The organism is Candidatus Omnitrophota bacterium, from assembly GCA_041653595.1.
Lineage (GTDB): Bacteria > Omnitrophota > Gorgyraeia > Pluralincolimonadales > Pluralincolimonadaceae > Pluralincolimonas.
The window spans coordinates 1-13344 of record JBAZFB010000029.1 but is presented as its reverse complement, the minus strand read 5'-3'; the positions used below and the strand labels follow the sequence as shown (position 1 = coordinate 13344).

The window sequence follows — 13344 nt, the reverse complement described above, 5'->3', positions numbered from 1 at the left end:
CCATATACGGGATCGGCAGGGCCGCAGGGAATTGCCCTTTAGAGCTATTGATAGGCTTTCTGAAGAACCCGAAATTTGATATCAGGCCTATTCTGGACGTTATTTCCAGTGAATTCATTTCCCTGAGCAAGAAAATAGAATGGGGTTATGTCATACCCTATGCTATAGCAGGCATGATGAACGAGCACCCTAAGGCCGCAATGGCGCTCCGCAGCAGCGATAAAAAAGAAAATTACAGGGAGTTCTACGAAAGTATCAAAAATACAGGCCTTGACTAATGATAAGAGTAGGGCCCGCGGGCCCGGGCGGGTTAAGTTACATAAAAGCCCTTGAAGGCATAAGCTGTCTCGGATTGTCAGCCATGGAAGTGGAGTTTACTTATGGCGTAAGGATGACAAACGACGCGGCCAAAGAAATAGGAAAACTGGCGGATCGCCTGGATATATCGCTGTCAGTCCACGCCCCGTATTACATCAACCTCTCATCCAAAGAAAAAAACAAGATCCGGGATTCCAAAAAAAGAATAATCGACTCTTGTGAAAGGGCGCATTACCTGGGCGCCCGGTATGTTGTCTTTCACGCGGGATTTTACCAGGATAGAAGCGCGGAAGAAACATATAAGATAATAAAAAAAGGTATAGAAGAACTTTTGCCCATTATCAGGAAAAATAAATGGAAGGTTGATTTGGCTCCCGAGGTGTCAGGGAAGCGCGCCCAATTCGGCAGTCTTGAAGAGGTTTTAAGGCTCAGGAAAGAAACAGGGTCTGAATTTTGCGTGGATTTCGCGCATTTAGAAGCGAGAGAAGGGAAGGGGATAGACTGTAAGGAGATATTTGATAAATTAAAAGGCATTAAGCACATACATTCTCATTTAGCAGGCATAGAATATACAGAAAAAGGCGAAAAAAGGCATTTGCTGACAAAAAGGCGTTCAATGGTCCCTTTGATTGAAGAGATAATAAAAAGAGGCGCTGATATTACCATAATAAACGAAAGCCCTGATCCTGTCGGGGACAGCATCAAGGCCTATAAATTAATAAAATCTTTTACCAAAACTTAGGACATGATATGGTTGTAAAAATACTTGTTCTCTCCGGAAGCCCTAAAAAGGACGGCAATACCGAAACCCTTGTAAAATGGTTCGCTGAAGGCGCGCGATCAAAAGGGGCCGAAGTGGAAATAGTCCAAACCGCTTTCCTGAAATATAAATCTAATGGCTGCACATCCTGCCGGGCATGCCAGAAAATAGAAAAATACGAATGCGTTATAAATGACGAGGCAAAGCCTGTGCTGGCAAAAATGGCTGAAGTAGACGTAATAGTCATGGCAACGCCGTTATATTTCTACGGCCCAAGCGCCCAGCTTAAGCTTGTATTCGACCGCATGTTCTCGCTCTATAAATGGGATAATAAGGCAGGTACCATGAAAACCCCGTTAAAAGGGAAGACGCTTGTCCTGATAGCCAGCGCATTTGAGGATATAGGCCTGGATGCCCTTGAAAAGCCGTTTAAACTGACAGCTGATTATACAGGCATGAAATTCATATCTTTACTCATCCCAAACGCCGGAGAATCCGGTGATATCAAAAACAAATCCGATATAAGAGAAAAAGCAATTACCCTTGGTATAAAAGCAGCTTGACTTCAATAGGACATATGGTATACTAATTATAGGTATATTAGTAGGACATATGTCCTACTAATATTTTATAGGAGCTCAATATGTTTACAGACAAAGAAAAGCTAATAAAGATATTGGGAACGACCAATGTTTCAAGATCCGAGCTTGCCAGGCGTCTCGATGTAAGCTATAAGACTATATACAGGTGGCTCGATAAAAGCGTTTTGCCTCATCCGGCGCAGTCCAGGGATATAGACGACCTATTTAAAGAATACGTGGACTTAAGGGAAATGGTCATGGGCCTGCGCAATAAAGTAAAAGATCCTATTAAGATATTGAATAAGGACAAAAAGATAAGGGATAAATTCTTTCTGGACATGACCTATAATTCCAATGCTATAGAAGGAAGCCGCATGACCGCAAAAGAGACAGAAATGGCTTTTGAAGGCAAAAAAGTAAAAGGCAAGGAAATGTTCGAGGTTTTTGAGGCAATTAACCATAAGAACGCTATGGAATTTTTATTAGGTTCAGTTAAACAGGATTTTAAAATAGACGAAAAGTATATCCTAAAGCTGCATGAGATAATTATGTATAATTTTAATAATAAGCTTCCCGGTAAATACCGGACAGGCGGCGTTAACCTTATTAATGTTGATATAAAACTGCCTAATAGCCAGGAAGTTCCATTAAGGATGGGCAAATTTATCAAAAATATCAATAACTATAAGGATAGCGATATCATAAGTAAAATAGCTATGGATCACTATGAATTTGAAGCAATTCACCCATTTTTTGACGGGAATGGAAGGGTAGGCCGCCTTATTACCATAACCCAGCTATTAAGCAATAGCTTTGCGCCGGCCATTATACAGGTCGAAGACAGATATAAATATTATACAGCATTGGGCAAGGCAGACCTTGGTGGTAATAAGAATATTGTGCAAATGTTATGTGACAGCGTAATAAAAGGCTACGAATTATTAGAAGGCACGCCTGACAAAAATTAACCAGATATAATTCGAAAACGAGAGAAGTCGTATAAAAACGATTGTGTATGATTCTAATCCAAAGCGCCTATAATGTATCTTATGTTAACTTAGGTATATAAGCAAAATACTCATAAGTATATATAAATAAATAAGTTATGCTGATTTGTGTAAATGCTGTGGATAACTGCTTCTTTCGGATAAATCTATATATGGTATTCGCTGTTTTATACTGCGGATTCGCTTCTTTAATGCCCTAATTCGCCCCTTTTTAGGCCATTAGAGACACGAAAATATTACAATTATACGTAAATGTGTCCATTGTGAGTGCCCTAGAATTGTCATTGCGAGCGAAGCGAAGCAATCTCTTAAGCTACTTGTTCCATTTAGGATCCTGCCGAAACCCTATTTGCGGCTTGGGCTTTAGAGGCTTAGGCGTCAGCTGTTTTATGATCTCAAATATCTCTATTATCAGCTTATTATGCTTTCCGACTTTATGCTCAAGCTCCTTTAATTTTCCAGCAAGTTCTTTATGTGTTTCAAGAACCTGTTTAATCCTAACAAATGCCCGCATAATGGCAATATTAACCTGTATTGCGCGCTTACTTCGCAATGCACTAGACAGCATTGCCACGCCTTGTTCAGTAAAGGCATAAGGCAAATATTTGACATGTTTACCTCTACCAATAATATTCTTTAAGGTCACAAATTGTGACCTTAAAGAATCCGTTTCTTCCCATGTCAATTGAAACATAAAGTCTTCTGGAAATCTCTCGATATTGCGTTTTACAGCCTGGATTAACACTTTTGTTGCAACTCTATATAACTCAGCTAAATGAAAACTTAGCATAACCTTTTGCCCGCGAATCATAAATATCTTGCTTTCTATCCGCTCTAGTGGAATATATTCTTTCATTATACCTCCTTATTTTTGCCAACTTTCACATTCTTCCAACGCCATCCGGCTAAATATCTCCAAACCCGGTTTCGGCCTAACGCTATAAATCCTCAGCGCATAAAGCGCCGCCTCTGAACCATGATGAGCAAGGATTATCATAATTGCTTCCCTGGTTTTGCGCTGTATGCCTTTTTCCAGCAGCAATCTGCCCATCATGGTTATGGCTTCCGCATGGATATTGGCATAATCTCGCGGCAATAGCGCATGGCTCATGATATAGTGGCTTACTGCCTGGACATTAGGATTAAGGTCATCGATCTGACCCGCCATCATTGGCTCCCTGCCCCTCTCCTCCCACATGCGCTCCAAAAACGCCCAAAACTGTGTCTCCTTCATAAAGCACCTCCCTCCTACTATATAAGACACATTTAGGAGGCGCTTTTCTTTCAACTATTTTGATTATTTTTTAAATAAAGTGTGGTTTGGATAACTGTAATCTTTGGGCCTTAGGGGATATTGCGTAATATGGCAGGATCTGACTAAATGCCGAACAATTGTTCTTTTGAGATATTTTTCAGATTAAATGATTGCCCTTTATCGCTTTCTATTTCTTTTTTAAATTTCTCCGGCACATCTTTTAATAGCCTTGGATCCAGTTCTATTGCTTTTCTAAAACTTTTAACTGCTTCGATATGATTATCTATCTTATCATAGGCGAGACCCATATTATAGTAAGCTTTGGCATACTTAGGGCTATATTTTATTGCTTTTTTAAATGACTCTATCGCTTCACTGTATTTTCCCACTTGATTGTAAGCCAAACCCAGATCATAGTGAATAAGCAGAGAGAAAAAACCTGGCAAACGTTTGTAACCCGCCAAAGCTTCTTTATACAATTTGATGGCTTCGGTATAATTTTCTAAACCTGCATAGGCCAACCCCATGGTGTGTAAATACGGACTGTCGGGATCAAGTTTTCTGGCCTCTTCCAACGCTTTTATAGCCTCGGCGTATTTGCCAGATGCCTCGTAAGCCGCCCCCAGGTTTATATACGCTATGCTTTTTTTAGGTTCTAATTCAATCGCTTTTTTTAAGACCTTTATCGCTTCGACGTATTTGCTTACGATATAGTAGGCGGTGCCTAGATTGCAGTAAGCCTCGTAATACTTGGGATCAAGCCTTATGGCTTCTTTGTACGCCTCGATTTCTTCGGTTTTGTCAACAGGAAACGATATTAAACCAGAAAGCTGCCACCCTAAAGCATTATAAGTTTCAGCTGCCTTAATATAATTACCTAATTTGGCATATGCGTTTCCCAGCTTGCGGTAGACATCGAGATAGTCACTATCGATCTCTATCACTTTTTTAAATAACTCAATTGCCTCGGCGTATTTGCCCGACTCATAGTAAGCATCGGCTTTCTTATAATAATCTTCGACTTGCTTTTTGGCTTGAGGATCAATGACCTGTCCTATTGCAGTAGGATTTTTTAGCTTTAGACTGTCCTGGGATGCCTGAGGATGTATGCTTATAAACGGGACAAAGATAATAGATGCAATGATAATCGGCAAAAAGGGCTTGTTGTTGGTTTTTGAACTGATTTGCTTTGCTTTTTCTGTGGTTTCTTGTATTTTTAGGGCCTCTTCTACTTTTCTTGAGCCATCCAGAGGAGGCCTTAGGATATCGTTGGGAGGTAAAGAATAAGCGTCATTAATGCATAAAAAAGTCGCCACAATAATTAATGTTGTCAGTTTCTTCATTATTCTAACCTGCTCTCTTACCACGTTACGCTCCAACCCGCTATAATACCTAAAAGTATTATAAAAACTCCATATAATCGATAGAATTTATCAGGCCGGCTCATTGCCCAGTTGATTATAGATTTTATAGTATCTATCGGGGATATCAGGATGAATATACCCTTAATCAGGGCTATAATGCCCAGTATTTTTATGAACCATTCAAGTTTTGACGCGGGCGATGACCAGATAAGCAATAACCCGATAACTAAGGGCAAAATGAACAGCGCTTTTGCGGGTTTTATCAGGCGGGTATAAAACGATTTGAATTTTGCGGGAGACAGGATAAGCGTTATTCCGACCGCTATCCAAAATAAAGACATGAGCAGCAGAAAAAGTTTCATAAAGCCCCTCCTTTTTTGTAATTGTATATATAATAACGCGTTGGGTCAGGCAAGTAAAGGGAAATGTGCTGAGAAAATAACAGCCGTTAGAGAGTTTTCTGCAGCATTTTATTTGCGCTTAAAATATTGTATATTTCAGGCTGGAATGCCCGATTTTTTGTATCTTCAAGGCGGCTCAGCGCGTCTTTTCTATGCATAATGTAAAAATTCGAGTTCAATTGTCCAATCGGCACGCTCTTTAATTTAAAATATTTCTCGAAAAGAGGCGGATAGTCTTTCGCGTATGTCGGACGGACCTGGAGCATAAGGTCTCTGTCGCCATTGAATTCATCCACATACCTGTCATCCCCATAGGTAAGCAGTTCTGTATTGAAAGCGAACAGTAATGTAGTTTTTTCCGAAGCGGTCCGGCCTATAAAATCTATGAAATTTTTCTGGTGCCCTACATCAAGATGGTAAAAAACAAGATTGCATACGGCCAGATCCGGGTTATCTTTTAAAACATCTGCCATTAATCCGCCCGGCCTCGTGTCCCCCATGGAGCCATATCTGAATTTTATAATATTCGACAATCTATCCCTGTTCTTGTTCAACGCTTTTATATGCTGTTTCACCTCTTCGGGAACAGGCCGGCCTTCATACATCGTCTGTTTCACGGTAAACTCTTTTATCTTTTTTATTTCGTTGTTCACGCCAGGATCTATTTGGACATCCTGTATCTTAAGGATAACGTCCCTGCCTAATGCCAGATCAGGATAGTTATTTTTTAGTTCACTCTCTATGGATTCTATCAGTGTGGTGCCCAGGGAAAAAGGGTCATATTCCCCGCCAAGAGTCACAAGCCTTATGTATATTGGTTCGCTGGCTTTTCTTGCATTTATTTTCTCGGCAATAAGGTCCGGCACCATCTCTTTTATCAATGCGTGCTGCTCTTTGATCCTGTAAATGTGGCTTTTATGCTTGGGCTGTAGGCGGTCTAATAGAAATGCATAGGCAGGTGACCTGTGATTGTTTTCAAGGTCTTTGAGGAAACTCCGCCAGTCTCCGCCATAGTGATTATTAAAGACTTTGCTCTGTTTGACCGATCCAATAAAATCATCCAGGTTAAAAGGCCGCATATTATAAATAACCGGCGGCCCTGCCTGGTTTCCGATACGGGAAATAATATCCGCCAGCTTAATTTTGACCTCAATTTTTTCCGCGCGGTCGATAGTTTGTTTCGTATTTACCGGGACGCGGAGCGTATCGATTGAATAGGCAAATCCCGGGCCTATAAGCAGAAACATTAAAATCACGTTAAATATCATGTTTATCTTTTTCATGTGTTATAGCTATTCAAAATTTCTTTATTAAAACAGACAAAAATCACTTTTTCTATTTCAGGATTTTTGGATAGAAAATTTATGACGGTTTCCTTGGCTATTTTTGCCGCTTTATCTATAGGAAATCTGTACGCGCCTGTGCTTATAGCGGGAAACGCTATGGTTTTAATATTATACTCTTTCGCAAGCCTTAAGGCGTTTGTATAACAACCTGCCAGGAGCGGCTCTTCGTTATTGTTGCCGCCATGCCATACAGGCCCAACCACGTGTATCACATATTTAGCCAGGAGGTTATATCCATTGGTGATCTTTGCCTGCCCTGTCTTACAGCCGCCTAAAGTGCGGCATTCTTTCAAAAGATCAGGCCCTGCAGTCCTGTGAATAGCCCCATCCACCCCTCCCCCTCCTAAAAGCGAGGTATTGGCGGCATTCACAATAGCATCCGTGTTTTCTTTGGTGATATCGCCTATTTTTATCTCAATCTTTCCCATAGTGACAGCGCGTTGGTTACAAGGAGCTCTTAATAAAACGCGTAACCATACCTAAGCCAAGCTGTTCGGCGACCTTGATGGCATTTGACGAGGCATGGCCTTTCTCCAGAACATAATCAAATATGATGCCGCCGTCTTCCGTTTCATGTGTCTTTAAATGGTATATGGCTGTGCGGTCTTTATTCGCCTCATGGAACGCGTCAAGGAAATCATGGTTGTGCGAAGCCATGGCAAGCATATTGCCGAGCGCCAGCATCTCGTCCGCGATGGCATATGAAAGAGCGGACTGATATTTAGGCGAGGTGGTCGAACCTGCCTCGTCAATTGCGCCGAACACAAGCCCGCTGGTTGACGCGTGATCAAAAAATCTTTTCCAGTATTCCACTTCCAGGCCAAATGAGGATATATTACGGTCGCTTTCCGCCTTAACCCTGTCGATATACAGGACTTTATCGAAAATAGGCGATGTCATGTTGTCACACGGCGCGAAACCCGTAGCCTGCGCCGATAATATTGCCCATATGAGCTGTTTCATGTGGAATGTCTTGCCTGACATATTGGAACCGCTGAAAAGGCGCGCCATCTCGCCTGAGCCGAACCTGGCTGAATTGCGGACCTGCTCACTTTTTGTCTTAACAACGCTCCAGGCATTTGTTATGGAAAGTTCCGGATTGTCGGTAAATGCGACTTCTTTCCATCTGTTATCTTCTATAATGAAAGCGAGCGAAAACAACTTGAATAATTTCGAGATCTCGGGCCATATCTGCCTTCCATCAAGATGGCGGCGGCGCTGCCTTTTATCAGTGTATCTTGCGCTAAATTCCGAGTTTTCTAAGCTTCGGCCGTAATTTTCTTTAAGGAACTTTTCTATTTCCTGTTTAACGGAAGCTTCATCGATTGCGACTACTCCTTGTGCTGCCTCAAGAAGCACTTTTATATGCTTAAGGTCCTCATCTTTTCTCCCGTAATAACCTGGGTCATTTTCGGAGAGTTTCGAAAGATAACTATACCTTTCCTGCAGCCAGTCTTTTGCCATGGAGAGCATGGAAGCGTAGTCATGTGACCTGGAAAGTTCCTGCCATTTTTCTTTTTCCGCCTTTGCCTTATCAACATCGATCTTTATTTTTTTTAGTTCCGCCAGGTATTCCCTGCCGTTTTTACTCTTCCCGACAATGGGCCTCAGGATGAATTCGTAATAGTTCGCTATCTGGTGCAAATGGACCGAGTCATAGCTTTTGAGCCACGCGACGAATTCAGTCAAGGTATCTTCTTTACACAGTAAGGCGCGCAAGCTCTCGGAAAACCTGATATAATCGGAAATAAATATGCCCATACCGTCATATTTTTCATTCCTGACCGCCTCCATTATCTCACCAAGAGCTTTTTCCGCGATATCCCAGTTTTCCGGTTCAAAAGCCGATACAGCTTTTAATGTGCCCACGCTTTCGCTTTCCTTAAGAAATTCTATTAAAAGGCCTGGATTTCCGCCTTCATTTATGTCAACGCCTGTAGCTTTCCGAAAAATATCAATAAGAATTTTTTTAACTATATCGCCCGCGCCGTATTCTATTGTAGACCATCTTTCTATTCCCGTAAGCCGCTTAAGCTCATCGTAAATCCGCTTTCTTTTTCCAGGCATTTCAGGGTCATTTTCATTTGTTTTATTAAAAGTATATTTATTCTCAAAATCGCGCATTTCTTTTTGCAGCTTCCAGATGTCTGATATCTTTGAAAGCTCATCCGACACTCCTATTTTTTCCAGGGATGATCCGTTAAGCTTGAGGTTCATGTCCAGTATTTTAAGAAAAAGGTCAGTGCGAGCTTGGGTCGCGTCGAACCTTTCGATTTCCTGCAAAGACTCAAGCAACATATAAAGATTAAACCTGTCAATAGGGGATGCTTCACTTAACTGAAACCCTTCAAGATAACTGCCGATATTGCCAATCATCATGGAAACCTTCCAATCACCGCCTTTGAAGCTTTCCTTATCGCTTAATATCGCCTTGAACATACGCTGCCGCTCCAGAATTTCCCTTGGGTCGCGCGAAGGAGATGACATAATGATCAGGTGGATGCTTTCTAACACTTCAGAATTCCTTAAAATACCGTAATCAGCGTTAGTTATAGACCATGGGCTGAAATCGCGGTCGCCGCTGAAAAGCGTGAATACAGGATTAAAATTAAGTTTTCTGCCAGACCTGTCACGGTACATCGCTTCTTCGGAAGCGTTGCCGTATCTCCATTGAAGGGGCTTTGATTCGCCTGAAATAACAGGCGTGTCTTCCCGTTCTTCCAGGACGTCCTCATATGGGAAAAACGGCAAGAAATTACCCAGTTTCTTTTTAAGCCGGATGCGCTCCCCAGGCGTATACGATTTTATTTCTGCTGTTGTCTTGGAACGTGGTACTTTTATGGGACCAGGCTTTCCCGCCAAAAAATCCTTTGAGCGGTCAATAAGGCTCTTTTGCAGCCCTAATTGCTTCGCCACTTCAAGCGCCTTAGAGTCGTCAAAACCGTCTTTAAGTTTATGCGTGAAGGTAATCGGCCCCTTTTTCTTATCATCATAGCTGTCTTCGCTCTCATCTTTTTGTTTAAAAGCTACTTTATTGATTATCGCTTCAAAGTGATAAACGACGGTACCGGGTTTCTTCTGCTGACCCATTATAAATTGCTCGTTATGGGTGGCCAGTATGGCATGAGCGTTATTATCGCGGAATAAATCCGACGCGCCCGCGAGAAGTTTTGCCTGATCATCAGGAGATGTTGTTGAAAAACCTTCATCCACGAGGTATAGCGCCTTGTTTCCTATTGTATCCAGAGTATTCTTCCATTTTCCCACCTCGCTTCCGAAAGCGCTTAGATTCATGGTCGCGTCAGTGGCGGCGCGGTCAATAAAAACTATCTGGTCATAGATACGCAAATTTCCGGACGCGGCTGGGATAAACCCAAAAGATTGCCCCAAAAGCTGTATAAAAAGATTCTGGACCAGGAAAAAACTTTTTCCCGACATATTCGAACCGGTAAGGAGTTTAATAGTAGCATTAGTGCCGGAAGGATTTTTTATCTGGCCCTTCTTTTTACGCATAAAATTCCACCCGTCCTGGTAAAATACCGGCTTAGCACTGTCAAAACTAGCCTTACAATACTCATTCTCCTTTATAAAATTCGCGAACTCGAAAAATAAGCCTATTTTAACCCCGACGCTCAATACATCAAGGGAATATCCCGTTAATTCAGATACTGCCTCAGGACCTCTGTCGCGCAGAAATGTGAGAACATCCTGAAAATCGCGAATATTAAATTCTCTGTAACGGCTCTTTAATATGCCTACAAGAGCGATTACCAGAGGATCATCGACTGTTTCGAATTCTTTCAAGAAATCATTTATACAATCTTTATATTGCGGTAAAACAGATACTGACTCGCGGATACTTTTCAGTATGGACTCAGTTCGATCATCTTGTTTTTGCCCTTCCAGCAGCTTGATAAACTTTGCCGCGTCATAGCCGCTTTTTTTAGCGAGCAAAACAAATTCATCCCTATTTTGATTGCCAACCAGATTATATAAATTGATAGTAAATTCGTACATGGCTTTTTTGCTTTCTAATAACCGGTCTTGCTTGCTCTCAGGAAGGTTTCTGAACGCGTCTATCGCGTTTTGTCTCGCTTCAATCTCGCCGCGGGATTTAGAGGGACTATGGATCATACTTAATAGCGCCCCTCTCTCATATCCATTAAAGCGATATTCCAGTTCTTCGCCCAATTCATCTTTTATTGCGCGATCGTCTGTCTGCAGCGTCAAGACCGCTGTATCTGACGAAACTCCCCTAATCACCGATTCCGCATATTTATTAATTTCAGCCAGGTGTTTATAAGCGGTTTTCGTTCTTTCGTAAGAACCGCCTGATATGGGAACCCTGAGCGCATAGCCCGTACCTTGACATAAAAATACAGGCATAAGCGTAAAACCACAACTCGTGATTTTATTAACATAGCGCTCATCGCCTTCCATGTACTCCCTGGCTTCTGTGGGAGCCAGCTTCTTTAAGCAGATAGCCGAATACGATTCTTCCCTATCTACCTCCAACCACGCATTTTTACCGCAAAACTTACGTAAGAATTGAAAATAAAATTTTTCGCGAGTTCCCAAAGTCGCGCAGCCCGTATTATGCATAACCCCATCCGCTACTCCTGACAGCTTATTCCTAGAAATTAAATCTGTCAAAGCGGATACTTGTCCGGCGTCCGTAATATCTGTCTTTAAAAAATACGCGCGTACTTTTAATTTATTTTCATATGAATTAACTATATCGCCGGCTGTCCGCAGAGATTGTTCTCGTATGTTAATGGCGATCAATGAGATCGTCCATTCATCGCGTTCCTTATCAGGCAATAACTCTTCCAGTGTTTTTAATAACCATGCCGTATCTTCTTTCTGAATAAGAGAAATTACATATACCAGATGCTTGCTGTTTTCGCTTGTTTTTCTTTGAATATCGCTTCGTATCATCTGCCTTAACAGCTTAACATCCACACGCTCTAAAAATGCGTCGCCTATAGGCACAGAAAGATTTACTTTAGGATCTAGATTAAAACTGTCCCAGTTATTTCGAAGCTCATGCAGCGCTATTGAGATTGGAAGTCCTTCTTCTGATAAGCCGAGCCATTTATAACTTAAAGAAGAAAGGAATTCTTTTATCCCAGGTCTTTCGTTTATTAAAGCTATGGATAATCCCAACTTTTCCTTCCTTAGCTCCTCTATCCGGGCTGTTTCATTTTTGACATTTTCTATTTTCAGCCTGCTTTCTAAAATACGGGAGTGACTATTTATCAAGAAACTGACGCTTTCGTCATCCAGCATAGACAGGAATTTCCTTTCTTTTTCCTCCGAATATCCTATGCTGCGAGAATAGCTTCTGCAAAAAATATAGCAGACCTCTTCATCGTAAAAATCCATCTTATAAACTTTTGTTATCAACCCCACATAAGACCGGGATTCTGAAAGTTTCAAACCCCTGGTCAGGACCGCCGCCAGATACGGCTTATCATAATCAACTTTTAATATATACTCTAAAAAAATATGGTTGGATATAAGAGGCTGGGTCGATATGTGATTGGACATGTGAGGCTGCATCAATATAGCCGCCGCCCAGTCAAAGTTTATCTTGCATATAGCTTTAAAAACATCTATTGCTTTTTGCGTTTCTAGCCATATTTTATTGACTTCCAATAGTTCTACGTTAAATGAGGTAGTCGGAAATCCCAGGAAAAAGTCTTTGTTATCGCTGTTTCTAAGGATATTTCTAGCTATCCTCATAGATTCTTCGCTAGGCTCGCCCCACGCGGGATCCCATTCATTTTTATAAACGATATTGCCGAATAACAATGGAGGCCGCAAGTAAGTATTATCTGATGAACAAGCCGCATCATGCCTTAAAAATAACTCCATTAGCATAAATATTAAAGCTATGTAGAATATGCTAATTCTTCTTCTCATAATTTAACACCTTTAAAAAGTCTTTAATATCAGCTAATTTAAAAAAGCCCTTCTTTATGGCTTATCTTAAACAACGCAAAATAATTATTAAAATAAAGTATACCAGAATATGCCCTATAAGTCAATATTTTTCAAAAGAAATGAATTGACCTGTTTTATATCTTTTAATCCTTTATTCGCGCCTGGTTTAGTACAGATTAACGCGGAAACTGCCGAAGCGAATATCATGTTGGGCCTTATATTGGAGAAGAATTCTGCTCTTCCCTGTTCTATAAGCTTATAGATAAGCCCTGCTGTAAAAGCGTCGCCCGCGCCTATGGTGTCGGCTGTTTTGACCTTAAAAGCCGGGATTCGAACACAAGACCACCTCGGAGGAGACCCGCGGCC

12 protein-coding genes are annotated in these 13344 nt (G+C 41.4%); 4 read left to right on the top strand and 8 right to left on the bottom strand.

From position 1 onward, the window contains the following. The 4 genes from WC317_07750 to WC317_07735 form a co-directional block, all read left to right on the top strand. The coding region (locus WC317_07750) for a nucleoid-structuring protein H-NS (GenBank protein ID MFA5340020.1) at positions 1–278 on the top strand (278 nt) is incomplete at its 5' end. Further along, positions 278–1060: a TIM barrel protein gene (locus tag WC317_07745; protein MFA5340019.1), complete on the top strand. Its 783-nt coding sequence runs from the start codon at positions 278–280 to the stop codon at positions 1058–1060. The genes WC317_07750 and WC317_07745, both read left to right, overlap by 1 nt. Before the next feature lie 8 nt (positions 1061–1068). Then, positions 1069–1641, top strand: a complete 573-nt coding sequence (locus WC317_07740; protein ID MFA5340018.1) for a flavodoxin family protein — start codon at positions 1069–1071, stop codon at positions 1639–1641. A gap of 80 nt (positions 1642–1721) precedes the next feature. Continuing rightward, on the top strand, positions 1722–2627 hold the full coding sequence (locus WC317_07735) for a Fic family protein (GenBank protein ID MFA5340017.1): 906 nt from the start codon (positions 1722–1724) through the stop codon (positions 2625–2627). A gap of 352 nt (positions 2628–2979) precedes the next feature. Here WC317_07735 and WC317_07730 read toward each other — a convergent pair whose 3' ends face one another. The 8 genes from WC317_07730 to WC317_07695 form a co-directional block, all read right to left on the bottom strand. Next, a complete protein-coding gene (locus WC317_07730; GenBank protein MFA5340016.1) occupies positions 2980–3522 on the bottom strand; it encodes an ORF6N domain-containing protein in 543 nt (180 codons plus the stop codon). 9 nt (positions 3523–3531) lie between these two features. Then, positions 3532–3900, bottom strand: a complete 369-nt coding sequence (locus tag WC317_07725) for a hypothetical protein (GenBank protein ID MFA5340015.1) — start codon at positions 3898–3900, stop codon at positions 3532–3534. A 143-nt stretch (positions 3901–4043) separates the two neighbouring features. Further along, positions 4044–5264: a tetratricopeptide repeat protein gene (locus tag WC317_07720; GenBank protein ID MFA5340014.1), complete on the bottom strand. Its 1221-nt coding sequence runs from the start codon at positions 5262–5264 to the stop codon at positions 4044–4046. Between the two features lie 17 nt (positions 5265–5281). Next, on the bottom strand, positions 5282–5647 hold the full coding sequence (locus WC317_07715; protein ID MFA5340013.1) for a hypothetical protein: 366 nt from the start codon (positions 5645–5647) through the stop codon (positions 5282–5284). An 86-nt stretch (positions 5648–5733) separates the two neighbouring features. Further along, the gene (locus tag WC317_07710) at positions 5734–6969 is read right to left on the bottom strand and encodes a hypothetical protein (protein ID MFA5340012.1); all 1236 of its coding nucleotides are present in this window, start codon (positions 6967–6969) and stop codon (positions 5734–5736) included. Next, positions 6966–7460, bottom strand: coding sequence for an O-acetyl-ADP-ribose deacetylase (locus WC317_07705; protein MFA5340011.1), 495 nt, complete (start codon positions 7458–7460; stop codon positions 6966–6968). Before WC317_07705 ends, WC317_07710 begins: the two co-directional genes overlap by 4 nt. Before the next feature lie 16 nt (positions 7461–7476). Next, positions 7477–12957, bottom strand: a complete 5481-nt coding sequence (locus tag WC317_07700; protein ID MFA5340010.1) for a hypothetical protein — start codon at positions 12955–12957, stop codon at positions 7477–7479. Positions 12958–13071: 114 nt separating this feature from the next. Beyond that, positions 13072–13344 (bottom strand): PfkB family carbohydrate kinase (locus WC317_07695; protein MFA5340009.1); only part of this gene is annotated, 273 nt, incomplete at its 5' end.